We start from the raw sequence: 13863 nt of genomic DNA, 5'->3' as shown, positions 1-13863 counted from the left end.
CCGGGCCGTGGTTGCCACTGCCCGGCCATGACGTCGGTGCCTCGACCCGCTGCGGCTGGGCCGGGCCTGACGACCCGCCCGGCGCTCGCCGCCGTGGTGGGGAGGGTTACTTCTTCTCCGTGGCGGACTTCGCGCTGATGGACTCCTGGTAGACGTCCGCGTAGGTGCGCGAGTCCTTGATCAGGTCGTCGCAGAAGGCGGCGACGTCGGGGCCGATGAGCTCCAGCACGCCCTTGCCGTCGGCAGCGCCCCCTGCGAAGAAGTCGACGATCCCGGGGAGCAGGTGCCCGTCCTCAAGATCGACAGGTCCGACCTTGAACAGGTACTTCTGCATCTCGTTGTAGACGATCTGGTAGTCCGGCGGGAGCGCCTTGACCCGCGCCAGGTGCGCCCGCCACTGCTTCTTGCCCTCGATGATGTCCTGGATTCCCACGTCAGCCTCCCAGCCGGCCCAGTTTCCTTGCGACGTTCCTGTTCAACTGCTCGCGCCACCGGTCGCGGTAGGTGCGGGCCCCCTCTCCCCCGGCCAGCGCCGCGCAGAAGCCCGGGATGTCGTCGCCGAGCACCTCGTGCACGCTCTGACCGTCCGCCGACGTCTGCTCGAGCAGCCCGAGGGCGGAGTCGAGGATCGGCGTCAGGTTGCGGCCGGTGAAGTTGGAGTAGGCGTAGAGGTGGTTCTGGATCTGCTCCCACGCCGCCTGGTGGTCGGCCGGCAGTGCGCGCGCCCGGACCTCGAACGCCTTCCATTCCCTGGTGAGATCGCTGCCGGTGATGGTCTCCCAGAAGTTCATCTGCCACCCTCCTTAAGGCTGTCGATGCGTGATGAGACGTACTGCCATTTCGCCCAGAACGTCGCGAGCTCCGCGCGGCCGGCGTCGTTCAGCGTGTAGAACTTGCGGGGCGGGCCCACCTCGGATGGCCGTTTCGTCACCTGGACGAGCCCGTTCTTCTCCAGTCGCAGCAGGATGGTGTAGACCGTCCCCTCGACGACGTCGGCGAAGCCGAGGTCGTTCAGGCGGCGCGTGATGGCGTACCCGTAGGTCTCCTCGCCGCCGATGAGTTCGAGAACGCAACCCTCGAGCGTGCCCTTCAGCATCTCTGTCAGATTCTCCATAGCGGCCCCTCTTCGCGACCCGGGGTACCTCGTATCACCGAGTACCACTAGACAGTATCACTGAGTACCACGGCCGGACGGCCGCCCGGCGGTGCGGCGGCCGACGGGCCCGGTCAGGCGATCTTGCGGCGGTAGACCCTCATCGCGAACGCGTAGGCGACCACGAGGATGCCGGCGCACCAGCCCAGCGCGGTCCAGATGTCGGTGCCGACCGGCTGCTGCTCGAACAGCGCCCGGATCGCGTTGACGATCGAGGTGACCGGCTGGTTCTCGGCGAAGGCCCGCACCGGCCCCGGCATCGTGGCGGTGGGCACGAACGCCGAGCTGAGGAAGGGCAGGAAGATCAGCGGGTACGAGAACGCGGTGGCTCCGTCGGTCGACGACGCCGCCAGCCCGGCGATCATGGCGACCCAGGTCAGGGCGAGGGTGAACAGCACCAGGATCCCGGCGACGGCCAGCCACTCCAGCACCCCGGCCGAGGTGCGGAAGCCCATGAGCAGACCGACGGCGAAGATGACGACCACGGAGATGGCGTTGGACACCACCGAGGTCAGCACATGGCCCCACAGCACCGCCGACCGTGCGATCGGCATCGAGTGGAACCGTTCGAAGATGCCGCTCTGCATATCGTTGAACAGCCGGAAGCCGGTGTAGGAGATGCCGCTGGAGATCGCGATCAGCAGGATGCCCGGCATCAGGTAGTTGGTGTAGTTGCTCGTGCCCGCCTGGATCGCGCCGCCGAAGACGTACCGGAACAGCAGCATGAACGCGATCGGCATGATGGTGACGGTGATGATGGTGTCCATGCTCCGGGTGACGTGCCGGATGGAACGGCCCAGCATCACCCCGGTGTTGCTGAAGACGTGCGCGCTCATGACTGCTCCTTGTTTCCGACGACGGCGAGGAAGATCTCCTCGAGGGTGGGCTGGCGTTCGACGAGTTCGGCCTTCGCGGCGGGCAGCAGCTTGCGCAGGTCGGCCAGGGTGCCCGAGACGATGATCGTGCCCTGGTGCAGGATCGCGATCCGGTCGGCCAGCTTCTCGGCCTCCTCCAGGTACTGGGTGGTCAGCAACACGGTGACGCCGCTGTCGGCCAGGCCCTGGATCTCCTTCCACACCTCGATGCGGGCCTCCGGGTCCAGCCCGGTGGTCGGCTCGTCGAGGAAGATGACCGGCGGGTCGCCGATCAGGCTCATCGCGATGTCCAGGCGCCGGCGCATGCCGCCGGAGTAGGTCGCCACCCTGCGCCCGCCCGCCTCGGTGAGCCCGAAGCGCTGCAGCAGGTCGTCGGCGACCGCGCCCGGGTTGCTCACCTGGCGCAGCCTGGCGACCATGATGAGGTTCTCCCGGCCGGTGAGGATCTCGTCGACCGCGGCGAACTGGCCGGTGAGGCTGATCGACTCGCGCACCCGCTCGGCCTGGGCCACCACGTCGAACCCGGCCACACCCGCCGTGCCGGCGTCCGGCTTGAGCAGCGTGGACAGGATGCGCACGACGGTGGTCTTGCCGGCGCCGTTGGAGCCCAGCAGCGCGAAGATGCTGCCGGCGGCGACGGTGAAGTCCACGCCCTTGAGGACTTCCAGCTTGCCGTACGACTTGCGCAGTCCGCTGACGTGGACGGCGGGAGGTGAGGTGCTCATGGGGGTGATGCCTCCTTCTTCGCCGATCACGTTGGCCGGATCGGCGAGATCCTTGAGGACGGTGCAGGTCGGCTGGTCCGGCTGCACACCGTCGGCGTGCACGGTGCACAGGGGCCGTACCGCACCGCGTCCCAGCAGCCACGATGCGGCTACTCGGTCTTGCTAGGTACCGGTATAAAGTAGCACTGACTACCGGTACCTAGCAACACCGAATACCTAAGGCGAAGCGGCTCACGGGAGCCCGGGGAGGGCCCGTGGATCAGGACTTGCGGATCAGCTGCTCGGCGGGAACGTAGCGACCCGGGCGGCGAGGAACCTCGGGGCCATCTCGCAGTAGCTGTCGGTGACCAGTTCGGCGATCTCGGCCCAGTCGGTGTGGTCACCCAGGACGACAGCGGCCACGTTGTGTCCCCAGGGGGCCTGGAAGAACGGGAAGCCGCGCGTGGTCAGGCTGAGCAGGTCGTCGACGGGTGCGCGGAACGTCATCACGGTCGGCGCCTCGCCGGCGGTCAGGTGACGGGCGTACACCGGGAAACGTTCCGGGTCCGGCATGTAGACGTGGGCGACCGTCCGCGTACGGATCCGCCAGCGGACGCCGATCCAGGCCGGTTCCTCGTACGCGTCCGGCAACCGCCGGCAGATCTGCCGCAACCGGGCCAGGATCTCCGATGGCACGTCTCCAGGGCCGGACATGGGCCCGACAGTATCGGGTCGTCAGCGAACTTCGCGCGCCGGTCGCTGGTCGCGGTGGTCTCCCCTGCCCTTGAGCGCCCGGTAGCGCCGGATCAGCGTGTTGGTCGACGAGTCGTGCCCGAGCACGGGCTCGGTGCCACCCAATTCGGGGATGATCGCCACGGCCAGCACCTTGCCCAGCTCGACGCCCCACTGATCGAAGGAGTCGATGCCCCAGACGGTGCCCTGGGTGAAGACGCTGTGCTCGTACAGCGCGACGAGCGCACCGAGGACGTGAGGGGTCAGTATCTCCGCCAGCAGCACGTTGCTGGGACGGTTGCCCGGCATGACACGGTGCGGCGCGATCGCCGCGGGGGTGCCCTCGGCCAGGATCTCCTGCTCGGTCTTGCCGAACGCGAGCGCCTGCGCCTGGGCGAAGATGTTCGACGACAGGATGTCGTGATGGTCGCGCAGCGGGTTGAGGCTCCTGCCGAAGCCGATCAGGTCGACCGGGATCAGCCTGGTGCCCTGGTGGAGGAGCTGGTAGAAGCTGTGCTGGCCGTTGGTGCCCGGTTCGCCCCAGTACACCGGGCCGGTCTGGTAGTCCACGACCGCGCCGTCAAGGGTGACGTGCTTGCCGTTGGACTCCATCGTCAGCTGCTGGAGATAGGCGGGGAAGCGCTTGAGGTACTGCTCGTAGGGCAGGACGCCGATGGACTGCGCACCGAGGAAGTCGACGTTCCAGACGGTGAGCAAGCCCATCAGCGCGGGCAGGTTCTCCGCCAGCGGAGCGGTGCGGAAGTGCTCGTCCATGGCATGGAAGCCGGCCAGCAGCTGGTCGAACCGCTCGGGGCCGAGCGCCACCATCGTCGACAGGCCGATGGCGGAGTCCATCGAGTACCGTCCGCCGACCCAGTCCCAGAAGCCGAACATGTTCGCGGTGTCGATCCCGAACTCCGCCACCCGTTCGGCGTTGGTCGACACGGCGGCGAAGTGCTGGGCCACCGCGGCGGGGTCGCCGAGCCGGCTGATCAGCCAGTCGCGGGCGGACGTGGCGTTGGTCAGCGTCTCGAGGGTCCCGAACGTCTTGGAGGAGACGATGAACAGCGTCTCGTCGGCCGTCAGGTCCCTGGTGGCCTCGACGAAGTCGGTCGCGTCGACGTTGGAGACGAACCGGAACGTCAAGCCCCGGTCGGTGTAGTGGCGCAGCGCCTCGTAGGCCATGACCGGCCCCAGGTCGGACCCGCCGATACCGATGTTGACGATGTTGCGGATCGGCCGGCCGGTATGACCCAGCCACGCACCGGAGCGGATCCTGTTCGCGAAGTCGGCCATCCGGTCGAGGACTTCGTGCACCTGCGCGACGACGTCGACGCCGTCGACGATCAGCGACGTGCCCCTCGGCATCCGCAACGCGACGTGCAGCACCGACCGGTTCTCGGAGACGTTGATCCGCTCGCCGGCGAACATCATGTCCCGCCGCTGCTCCAGCTGCGACTCCCGGGCCAGCTGCAGCAGCAGGCTCATGGTCTGGTCGGTGACGCGGTTCTTGGAGTAGTCGAGGTAGATCCCGGCCGCCTCGGCACATAGGCGCTCGCCGCGGGTGTCGTCCTCGGCGAACAGGTCGCGCAGGTGGCGGCCCTCGACGGTGGGCAGGTGCGCGACGAGGGCCGCGTAGGCCGGGCGCTCGCGCAACGGCGGAATCGGCACGTACGGTCTCCTGTCCTGGCGAGGACCGCTACCTCTGACCACTAAGGGAAGAGTAGTTCATCAGCTACGTTCCGTGTCGGCGTTCACCTCGCGGTCGACCTGCTCGACCGCGCCACCCAGCCGCAGTCGCGCGCCGCGACGGCGCACCCCGGCCGTGCCCCTGCGCGGCGTCCGCGCGCACAGCCGGGCTCGTTTCCGTACCCTGCCAGGATGCGCCTCGCCCTCGACATGGAGACCCGCGACCCGGACGACGTTCTCACGCTCTGCCTGATGGCGACCCATCCGGCGGCAAGCCTGGCGGCCGTCACCGTGAACCCGGGGACGCCTGCGCAGCTCGGCGTGGTCCGGACGGTGCTGGATCGGCTCGGTGTCCAGGTGCCGGTGGGCGCCCGGATCGCCGACGGCGGCGCAGACGCGGTCTCGCCGTTCCACCGTCACTGGCTGGGAGCCACGCCGCCCGCCCGACCGGACGGCGTGGCACACGAGGTGCTCGCCCGGGTGCTGACCGAGGATCCGGACACCGTCCTGCTCACCGGCGCACCCCTGCACAACCTGCGGCTGCTGCTCAACAACCATCCGGCCGTGACGGTGCGCCGCTGGGTCGCGCAGGGCGGCTTCGCGGGCGACAACCTCGTGCCGGCGGCGGATCGGCTGGAGAAGTTCGCCGGTTCGGTGACCCGGGAGTCGTTCAACTTCGGCCACGACGCCAAGGGCGCCCTGCTCGCCCTCGCGAGCGAGCGGATCGGCGAGCGGCGCCTGGTTTCCAAGAACGTCACGCACGGCGTGGCCTGGGACCAGCCGCTGCACGGTCGCATCGCGGCGCACCCGGACCTGACCGCGGGTGCCCGCCTGGCGGTGGAGGCCATGGGGGTCTACCTGGAGGAAAGACCGGAGGGCAAGCTGCTGCACGATCCGCTGGCCGCGGCGGCCGTGCTCGATCCCGCGGCCTTCCGGTGGGTGGAGGTCGAGGTCTTCCGGGAGCGTGGACTGTGGGGTGCCCGGCCACAGGCGGACACGCGAACGTTCATCACGGTGGGAGTCGAGGAGGAACGAGCGCTGGACGCCCTCCTAGGCGGTCAGCGGCCGGGCCGAAGGGCCTGTTGGCGGCCGGTTCTATAGTCCAGCCGTGCATAGAAGCAGAAATGTTCTCGGGTTGCTCTCGGTCGCCTGGTTGCTCTCCTGCTTCCTGCTGGTTGCCCTATGGTTCGCGACCGGGTTCTCCCTGGGCGGTGGTAGATCCATAGACGAGATACATCAGCAGGGACTGTGGGGGATGTTGCTGTGCGGAGTGGCCCTGATCGGCGCGGCAGCCCTGAGTCTGGCCAGCATGAGCTTGTCCATGCGTCGCACTGCCATCGCCTTCGGCATCGTCACCGCCCTGCTCGTCTGCCCTGTGGGCCAGCTCGCCATCTACTCCTACAAGGAGATGCGCTACCAGCCGTGCGCGACCGTTTCGGTCTTGTGGGACTGTCCCACAGATTTGGACTAGAGCGTGTGTCGAAGTCGTCAGGGGCGATGGTCGACAAAGAGCGAGGTCTCCGGCACTCGGCTTTTCTGGGAGCTGAATCATCCCCTGCACATTCCGGTTGGTACGAGGTCCGCGCCGTGTTCGGTGGGCGGAATCCAGCGCGAGGAAGGCCGGGGCGCCATGGACAAGGTGATATGGGCGTGCCAGGCGTCGTAGCGGCGGACCTGATAGTGGTCCGGGCCAGTCTCGTTCCGCGACGTCGAGGACGTGCTGAAACTGCTGGACGGGCTGCTCGAGCCCGGTGCCGACCGGTGGACGTCCGGCGGCGGCGCCGACTGGTGGGACGGCTTCTACGCCGACCGGGACCGGCCCGTGCCGTTCTTCGCGGACAAGCCCGATGAGAACCTCGTGTCGTACCTCGACCGCGGGCTGGTCACCCCCGGCCGGACCCTGGACCTCGGCTGCGGCCCCGGCCGCAACGCGCTGCACCTGGCCGCCGCGGGCTTTCAGGTCGATGCCGTCGACCTGTCCCCCGCCGCGATCTCCTGGGCCCGCGATCGGGCCACCGCGGCCGGACTCGACATCACGTTCCACTGCGGCGCGCGTTCGCCGAGACCGCCCCGTCCGGGCCATACGACCTGATCTACGACTCGGGCTGCTTCCACCACCTGCCACCGCACCGGCGCGTCAGCTATCGCGCACTGCTCGCCACTGGCCCCCGGCGGCCACTTCGGGCTCAGCTGCTTCGCCGCCGGGGCGATGGGCTCCGAACTGCCCGACGCCGAGCTCTACCGGCACGGCGGGCTGCAGGGCGGCGTCGCATACACCCCGGAGGCACTGCGCTGGGTCTTCGCCGACCTGGCCGAGGTCGAGCTGCGCCGCATGCGCGACGAGCCCGCCGACTCGCCCCGGTTCGGCGAACAGTTCCTGTGGACCGCCCTGTTCCGCCGCGACGGCTGGCAAGGTGTATTCGTCGCGGGCCAACCGGGCGCTGCCGCGTCAGCGGGACGTCGCCACGGTCGTCCCGGAGCCCAACGACCCGATCACCGACCGGCAGCGGCGCAGCCGTGCCGGCGGCAGACCACCGAACTTCGACCGCGTCGCATACCGCAAACGCAACCAGGTAGAACGCGGGCTCAACTCAATCGACGCGATCCAGGGTTGCAGTATGAGGAAGGGCTGGCTGCCACATCACGGACGCCCGGAACGGAACTCATGCGCCCCGCCTGGGGAATGCTCCGGTACGTACCTGATGCGAGTCTGCGGCCACGAGACAGCTGACCGTTCCGCCACCGACGTAGGCGTCCACCTCGAACGCGGCCAATAGCAGCGGCGACTCCCCGACGCTGCGCCTGACGAGCGTTACCTCGTCTGCCGACGGCTCACGGAACGTCGGGTTGCTGAACTGGCTGGGTAGCGCCAGGTAAGAGACGTCCACGAACTCAAGCAGCAGAGAGTGACCGTACGCAAGACTCACGCCGGCACCGAGCACCAGCATGGAGCCGTCGTAGGAAACGATCTCCCAATCCCACCCGTCGGTGGCGGGCACCTGCAGCAAGCTCACGGGGTCATGGTGCCAAATGTGGTGGCCACGACGATGGCGGCTTCGGCGAAGTCGCCGCTCGCTGCTTTGTGGGTCACGTCGCCGGCCAGGCGAGGGTCCGCTCACTCCGGCAGGACCGGGGATGCTGTCGCCGACCCCGCCGGTTTGGCTTGCAGGCGAGGTCGGCGACAGTGTCAGGTGCTACTCGTGGTGAGCCGGGTAGGCCGCGTCGACCTCGACCTCGACCAGCCAGCCGTTGACCGGCAGGTTCTCGATCTCTAGCGCGAACCGCGATGGCCTGGCGGGGTTGGCCACCATCGGTGGAGCGGGCGCGGCCGATCCGAGCGGCACGTTCACCGGCTTGCCGGTGGCGAGGCTGGTGTTGGCGAAGAACTGCCGGTACGCACGGTTCCAGCCGGCGAAGTCCATCTTCTCCTGGTCGGCAGGATTCTGGAGGAAGACGCGCATCGTGATGACGTCGTCGTAGGAGAGACCGGCCCGAGCAAGATTTTCTCCGATGCGGCGCAGAACGTTGAGGCCCTGCGCCTCGGTGATCGTCACGCCGGGCGGCAGTTGCCCGTCGACCAGGTCGACAGGGTCGATGTACCGCGCCTCGGTGCCGGCCGCGGCGGCGGTGTTGAGACCACCGGGTCCGAGCCCGCTGGTCTTGTAGATCGCGGTGTTGCGCCCGATGGCTACGCCGTCGGCGATCGACGGGTTGTCCTGCCCCGGGGGCAGTATCGAGACCGTGGTGCCCGGTCGAGGTGGGAACCGGGTGCCGGCGACGGCGGCCGCCGGCGCGACCAGGACGGCAGTCACGACTACGGCCAGAGCGATCTTGGTGCGGCTGCTGAGGGGGCGAAGGTTACGCATCAGGCGGTCACCCTTGCGTGGATCTGCTCGACGGTGGCGCGGGCCGAGGTGATGGCGCCATGCTGCCAGGCGATGGCGTGGCTGAGGTGGTCGCCGGCGAAGTAGACGTTGCCGGAGGCCTGCAGGAGGCTGCGGTAGCCGGCCCCGGTCTGGCCGCCGGCGGCGCTCGGCCAGCTGACCCAGGCCGCCTCGGAAAACTTCGCCGACGCCCAGTCCTGGCTGAACGACGCGGTGATGCCCTCGCCGTAGACGTCGCCGAAGATCTTCTTGCCCTGTGCCACCGCCTCGGTGAGCCGCTGCGCCGGCGTCAGGGCGCCGTAGAAGTTCGCGTTGGTGCCGGTGTTGTAGTAGCCGATCATTGTGCCGGTCTTGCCCTGGTAGCCGTACGACGGGTGCCACATGTTGCCGATGTTGGTGTTGGCGTTGGTGATGCCGCCGTAGATGCGGAAGTCCTCCTCCCACCAGCGGCGGTCGTACTCGATGCCGATTTTGCCGGCGTTGGTCCTGCTGACCGAGCCCAGCGCCGTGACGACCTCGGCGGGTAGGTTGCTGGGGATCTTCGCGGCGATGTGGGGCGGCATCGTGTTGATGGCGAAGTCGGCGGTGATGGTCTTCGGGCCGCGGCTGGTCGTGTAGGTGACCGCGACGCCGTCGGTGGTGTTCTGGTACGCCACGACCTCGGCGTGGTAACGGAAGTGGCGGGCACCGATCGCCTCGGCGAAGGCATACGCGATGCGGTCCATGCCGCCGATGGGCTGGTACATCATCATTGCCTGGTCGAAGCCCATCTCGAAGGAGAAGTAGTTGCCCAGGGTGGAGCGGAACACGTCGGTCAGCTCGTACTGCGGCAGCGGCGTGCCGGCCTCGAGGTGGGCGCCCGGCTCGGGGGCGTAGCCGCGGCGGCCGCCGCCGACGTACTCGTTGGCGGAGTTGATGGCGCCGAAGCTGCGCAGGTAGGAGATCAGGGCTTCCTTGTCCGCGGCGGTCAACTCCGCGTCGAGGGCGCCCTGGCTGGTCGCCTTGGCCAGCAACTCGGCGGTGTATCCGTAAGCATCGGCCTTCACGGCACGTTGCCGGACGGGGACGCCGTTGAGCGCACCGGGGACGTTCTCGCGGTAGAGGAACGCGTCGGCGTTCTGGTTGGTGAAGACCTCGATCGGGACGCCGAGCTCCTTGCAGTAGTCCAGCGTCACGTGCATCTGCGGGATGCGCCCCGGGCCGGCGTTCATGTACTGGCCCTTGGAGAAGCCGGCCGTTTGGGTCTGTCCTTTGAGGTCGGTGAAGGTGGTGCCGCCCCGGACCGTCCAGTTGCGGCCGCCGGGGCGGTCCCGGCCCTCGAGCACGGTGACGGAGTAGCCGCCTTTGAGTAGCTCGTACGCAGCGGTCATGCCGGCGATGCCGCCGCCCATGACGATGACCGACTTGGCGCCCCGGCTTCGCAGGGCGTCCTTCGTGAGCGGGGTGAACGGCGGGGTCTCGGCAGCGTTCGCTGCGGTGGTGAGCCCGAGGGCTCCCATGGTGTGGAACATGACTCCTGCGCCGCCGGTGATGCCGACCTGGCGGAGGAAGTCACGGCGTGTCTGGCCCAAAGGTGAACCTCCAGGGACGTCCGGGAGGGGGACGCCTCCCGAAGGTGAACGATCTTGTGCCCCGGAGGCTAAGTTGATCAGATTTCATTGCCGGTTAACTTTTGTGTCCGCCGTATTGCCGTGTCCAGTCGTCAACAGTGGCGCAACGGAGGTGCCGGTGGCTGGGATGCGGACGGATCGGCACGTGGCAGCTGAGTGGTCCGTCGGGTCTTTGCACCGGTGGTCATGTTCGCGGACATGCCCTCGAAACCGGTGGACCGGGACCGCCGCGCGCCACTAACGTGCTGCCCAGCCAAGTCGCCCAGCTGAGGATCGACCGTTGTACACCCTGTGAGACCTGCCGAACGCTGAACCGTCGCGCGTCGCGTCTGTGCGCCGCGCACCTTCCTGCTGCGGACTTCTCATTGAGAACGGTGTACCTCCATGCTCGAAAACTCGCCAGTCATGCGCCCCTGCCCGCCGCTGGTCCCACTCCGTCGCCACGTCTGCGCGTCCGACGTCGCTGGCCTTCTACGACAACAACCTGCATCCCGACCCGGCCGAGCGCGAAGCCGTGCACGCCCACGTCGGCGCGCTCATCGACGCGGCCGCGCTGCTCGGGGTGCCCACCGTGGGGACCTTCGTCGGGCGTGACCCCACCCGGAGTGTGGCGGAGAACCTCCGCGACGCCGAGCAGGTGTTCCGGCCGCTGGTCGACCGGGCCGGCGAACGCGGCGTGAAGATCATCATCGAGAACTGCGTGATGGAGGGCTGGCACCCCGACGGATACCCCGGCAACCTCGCGTACTCGCCCGAGCTGTGGGAGTGGATGTTCGACCAGGGCCTCTACCTCAACTTCGACCCGTCGCACCTGGTGTGGATGGGCATCGACCCGGTCGAGGCGCTGCGGCCGTACGTCGACCGGGTCGTCCACGCCCAGGCCAAGGACATCCAGGTGTTCCCCGAGCGGCGCAACCGGTACGGCTGGCCCGGCAAGGCCGTCGCCCGCGAGAACCCCTGGGATGTGGGCTGGTGGCGCTACCGGGTGCCCGGCCTCGGCCAGGTCGACTGGAACGCCGTCGTCGACACCCTCTACGAGGGCGGATTTGACGGAGTCCTGTCCGTCGAGCACGAAGACCCCGTCTGGGGCGGCACCGAGGACCGCATCGAGACCGGCCTGCGGGTCGCCCACCGCACCCTACGGCCGCTGCTGGCCGCCTGACCGATCCGTTCCATGAGGGAGGCACCACCGCATGACGTCAACGACAGCTCAGCCCTCAGGCACGATCGGCACGGCGACGCGCCTCAAGCTCTCCCTGATGATGTTCCTCGAGTTCTTCATCTGGGGCGCCTGGTTCGTCACGATGGGCACGTTCCTCGCCACCACGCTGGACGCGTCCGGTAGCCAGATCAGCCTGGCCTACCTGACGCAGTCGCTCGGCGCGATCGCGGCGCCGTTCATCGTCGGGCTCATCGCCGACCAGTTCATCTCGGCCCAGAAGGTGCTCGGTGTCCTGCACCTCGCCGGCGCCGCCCTGCTGTTCTGGGCGTCCACGATGTCGAGCTTCACCGCGTTCTTCCCCGTCATCCTCGCCTACATGATCCTGTACATGCCGACACTGGCCCTGGTGAACTCGGTGTCGTTCCGCCAGATGAACAACCCCGAGAAGCAGTTCCCGGCGGTACGCGTGCTCGGCACGATCGGCTGGATCGTCGCCGGCGTCACCATCGGCTGGCTCGCCTGGGAACAGAAGGGGGATCTCGCCCAGACGTTCCGGATGGCCGCCGTCGCATCATTGATCCTGGGCGCGTTCAGCTTCCTGCTCCCCGCCACCCCGCCGACCCGCCGGGGCGAGAAGGCGACCGTCCGCGACATCCTCGGACTCGACGCGCTCGGCCTCCTGAAGAACCGCTCCTACCTGGTGTTCTTCCTCTGCTCGATCGCGATCTGCATCCCCCTGGCCTTCTACTACAACTTCACCAACCTGTTCCTCAACGAGGAAGGCGTGAAGTCCGCCGCGGCGGTGCAGTCGCTCGGGCAGGTCTCGGAGGTGCTGTTCCTGCTGCTCATGCCGTACCTGCTGGTCCGGCTGGGCGTCAAGACGACGCTCGCGATCGGCATGGCGGCCTGGTCGTTGCGCTACGTCCTGTTCGCCTACGGCGACGCCGGCAGCATGTACTGGATGCTGCTGCTCGGCATCATCCTGCACGGGATCTGCTACGACTTCTTCTTCGTCGCCGGGCAGATCTACACCGACAAGTTCGCAGGCCAGCGGTTCCGCAGTGCGGCACAGGGGCTGATCACCCTGGCCACCTACGGCGTGGGCATCCTGATCGGCTCGCTGGTCGCGGGACCGATCGTGGACAACTTCGCCACCGCCGACGGCCACGACTGGACGCAGATCTGGATCATCCCGGCCGCCATCGCGGCCGTGGTGCTGGTGCTGTTCCTGATCCTCTTCAAGGACCGGCGCCAGGACCAGACCACGATGCTGGACGCGTCCCGGACGACACTCGAGGCACCCGGAACCGCGCTCCCGCAGGGGGAACGGCCCCGCCCCAGCACGACCTGACCATGCGGAACGGCCGGTCCTCGCGGCGGCCGGCCGTTCCAGCCCGACCCTCACCGCTGCGAACAACCACCTGCGCCCGGCCCTGATGGCCGGACCGGGGACGTCAACGGTGACAACCGCGCCGACGTGGCCGTGCTCAACAAGTGCCCTACTCACAGCGCGCTGTGGGGCTCTACGCCGACGGCGGCGGCATGAACGCCCCGACCGTCGTGTGGTCCAGCGGCGCCGGGGCCTGGGGCTGGGACAACGCGAAGGTGACCTGACCTCCCTCACCCGGCGACACCCGGGGCGGCGGGAGCGTCGGCGGGTTCGCCACCGGGTGCACCGGCCTGCCACGCGGCCCGCCAGTCCGCGATCAGGCCGGTGTACTCGTCCAGGCTGGCCCGTGCGGCGGCGACGTCGGCCTGGCTGCGGTCACCGCCGGACCGCGGCACCGGGTGGCCGTGGGCGCCGAGGGCGCGGGCGGTCGCCGCGAACGCCCGGTCGGCCGCCTGATACCAGGCGGACTCGTGGCCGAACAGCCGCACCAGCGTGGCCATGTTCAGCTCGGCCTGCACCAGGCGCCGCCCCGCCACCCCCATCGGGCTTATTTCGATCACGTTCGCGAGCGGCATCGACCTGGCGCGGGGATCCAGCGTGAGATCCGTCCACCCCGAGCACGGTGCCGACCTTGTGCGCGCGCGGGCCGACCTGGCGGGGCGCG

At 68.6% G+C, this 13863-nt stretch carries 17 protein-coding genes; 5 read left to right on the top strand and 12 right to left on the bottom strand.

Annotation, left to right across the window (positions count from 1 at the left end):
• Positions 1-106 precede the first annotated feature (106 nt).
• The 7 genes from AB0J67_RS34000 to pgi all read right to left on the bottom strand — a co-directional run bounded on the left by AB0J67_RS34000 (position 107) and on the right by pgi (position 5135).
• Complete coding sequence (locus AB0J67_RS34000) at positions 107-433, bottom strand: DUF1048 domain-containing protein (protein ID WP_363488634.1); 327 nt, start codon at positions 431-433, stop codon at positions 107-109.
• A gap of 1 nt (position 434) precedes the next feature.
• Entirely contained in the window at positions 435-791 is a 357-nt protein-coding gene (locus tag AB0J67_RS33995; protein ID WP_363488632.1) for a DUF1048 domain-containing protein, read from the bottom strand.
• Complete coding sequence (locus AB0J67_RS33990) at positions 788-1114, bottom strand: PadR family transcriptional regulator (protein WP_363488630.1); 327 nt, start codon at positions 1112-1114, stop codon at positions 788-790. Before AB0J67_RS33990 ends, AB0J67_RS33995 begins: the two co-directional genes overlap by 4 nt.
• A 113-nt stretch (positions 1115-1227) precedes the next feature.
• A complete protein-coding gene (locus AB0J67_RS33985; RefSeq protein ID WP_363488628.1) occupies positions 1228-1989 on the bottom strand; it encodes an ABC transporter permease in 762 nt (253 codons plus the stop codon).
• The gene (locus AB0J67_RS33980) at positions 1986-2753 is read right to left on the bottom strand and encodes an ATP-binding cassette domain-containing protein (protein WP_363488636.1); all 768 of its coding nucleotides are present in this window, start codon (positions 2751-2753) and stop codon (positions 1986-1988) included. The genes AB0J67_RS33985 and AB0J67_RS33980 overlap by 4 nt, the downstream gene beginning before the upstream one ends.
• 273 nt (positions 2754-3026) lie before the next feature.
• Entirely contained in the window at positions 3027-3446 is a 420-nt protein-coding gene (locus AB0J67_RS33975; protein WP_363488626.1) for an MmcQ/YjbR family DNA-binding protein, read from the bottom strand.
• Between the two features lie 21 nt (positions 3447-3467).
• Positions 3468-5135, bottom strand: a complete 1668-nt coding sequence (gene pgi / locus AB0J67_RS33970; protein ID WP_363488624.1) for a glucose-6-phosphate isomerase — start codon at positions 5133-5135, stop codon at positions 3468-3470.
• 210 nt (positions 5136-5345) lie between these two features.
• Between pgi and AB0J67_RS33965 the strand changes: the two genes are divergently transcribed.
• The 3 genes from AB0J67_RS33965 (at position 5346) to AB0J67_RS33955 (ending at position 7245) form a co-directional block, all read left to right on the top strand.
• The gene (locus AB0J67_RS33965; protein WP_363488622.1) at positions 5346-6254 is read left to right on the top strand and encodes a nucleoside hydrolase; all 909 of its coding nucleotides are present in this window, start codon (positions 5346-5348) and stop codon (positions 6252-6254) included.
• A 7-nt stretch (positions 6255-6261) separates the two neighbouring features.
• Entirely contained in the window at positions 6262-6624 is a 363-nt protein-coding gene (locus AB0J67_RS33960; RefSeq protein ID WP_363488620.1) for a hypothetical protein, read from the top strand.
• A gap of 246 nt (positions 6625-6870) precedes the next feature.
• Positions 6871-7245, top strand: coding sequence for a methyltransferase domain-containing protein (locus AB0J67_RS33955; protein WP_363488618.1), 375 nt, complete (start codon positions 6871-6873; stop codon positions 7243-7245).
• Between the two features lie 45 nt (positions 7246-7290).
• On the opposite strand, the gene AB0J67_RS33950 is transcribed toward AB0J67_RS33955, so the two are convergent.
• The 4 genes from AB0J67_RS33950 to AB0J67_RS33935 all read right to left on the bottom strand — a co-directional run bounded on the left by AB0J67_RS33950 (position 7291) and on the right by AB0J67_RS33935 (position 10608).
• Positions 7291-7587 carry a hypothetical protein gene (locus AB0J67_RS33950; protein WP_363488616.1) on the bottom strand — a complete coding sequence of 99 codons (297 nt, stop codon included), beginning with the start codon at positions 7585-7587 and terminating at the stop codon, positions 7291-7293.
• Positions 7588-7816: 229 nt separating this feature from the next.
• Positions 7817-8167, bottom strand: a complete 351-nt coding sequence (locus AB0J67_RS33945) for a hypothetical protein (protein WP_363488614.1) — start codon at positions 8165-8167, stop codon at positions 7817-7819.
• A gap of 180 nt (positions 8168-8347) precedes the next feature.
• Entirely contained in the window at positions 8348-9019 is a 672-nt protein-coding gene (locus AB0J67_RS33940; protein WP_363488612.1) for a Rid family hydrolase, read from the bottom strand.
• A complete protein-coding gene (locus AB0J67_RS33935; protein ID WP_363488610.1) occupies positions 9019-10608 on the bottom strand; it encodes a flavin monoamine oxidase family protein in 1590 nt (529 codons plus the stop codon). The genes AB0J67_RS33940 and AB0J67_RS33935 overlap by 1 nt, the downstream gene beginning before the upstream one ends.
• Before the next feature lie 370 nt (positions 10609-10978).
• Between AB0J67_RS33935 and AB0J67_RS33930 the strand changes: the two genes are divergently transcribed.
• Both AB0J67_RS33930 and AB0J67_RS33925 read left to right on the top strand, forming a co-directional pair.
• Positions 10979-11809, top strand: coding sequence for a sugar phosphate isomerase/epimerase (locus AB0J67_RS33930; protein WP_363488608.1), 831 nt, complete (start codon positions 10979-10981; stop codon positions 11807-11809).
• Positions 11810-11840: 31 nt separating this feature from the next.
• Entirely contained in the window at positions 11841-13160 is a 1320-nt protein-coding gene (locus tag AB0J67_RS33925) for a nucleoside permease (RefSeq protein WP_363488606.1), read from the top strand.
• Between the two features lie 269 nt (positions 13161-13429).
• Here the strand turns inward: AB0J67_RS33925 and AB0J67_RS33920 are convergent, their stop codons facing one another.
• Positions 13430-13759, bottom strand: coding sequence for a hypothetical protein (locus AB0J67_RS33920; protein ID WP_363488604.1), 330 nt, complete (start codon positions 13757-13759; stop codon positions 13430-13432).
• Positions 13760-13863: the final 104 nt, after the last annotated feature.

Origin of the sequence: Catellatospora sp. NPDC049609 (assembly GCF_040675365.1) — a bacterium.
Lineage (GTDB): Bacteria > Actinomycetota > Actinomycetes > Mycobacteriales > Micromonosporaceae > Catellatospora.
This window is presented reverse-complemented; position numbering and strand designations above follow the sequence as displayed.

Bases quoted from the DNA above. Each gene is read 5' to 3' on its own strand.
- AB0J67_RS33995 (WP_363488632.1), bottom strand. From the start codon at position 791: ATGAACTTCTGGGAGACCATCACCGGCAGCGATCTCACCAGGGAATGG.
- AB0J67_RS33990 (WP_363488630.1), bottom strand. From the start codon at position 1,114: ATGGAGAATCTGACAGAGATGCTGAAGGGCACGCTCGAGGGTTGCGTT.
- AB0J67_RS33985 (WP_363488628.1), bottom strand. From the start codon at position 1,989: ATGAGCGCGCACGTCTTCAGCAACACCGGGGTGATGCTGGGCCGTTCC.
- AB0J67_RS33980 (WP_363488636.1), bottom strand. From the start codon at position 2,753: ATGAGCACCTCACCTCCCGCCGTCCACGTCAGCGGACTGCGCAAGTCG.
- AB0J67_RS33975 (WP_363488626.1), bottom strand. From the start codon at position 3,446: ATGTCCGGCCCTGGAGACGTGCCATCGGAGATCCTGGCCCGGTTGCGG.
- AB0J67_RS33965 (WP_363488622.1), top strand. From the start codon at position 5,346: ATGCGCCTCGCCCTCGACATGGAGACCCGCGACCCGGACGACGTTCTC.
- AB0J67_RS33940 (WP_363488612.1), bottom strand. From the start codon at position 9,019: ATGCGTAACCTTCGCCCCCTCAGCAGCCGCACCAAGATCGCTCTGGCC.
- AB0J67_RS33925 (WP_363488606.1), top strand. From the start codon at position 11,841: ATGACGTCAACGACAGCTCAGCCCTCAGGCACGATCGGCACGGCGACG.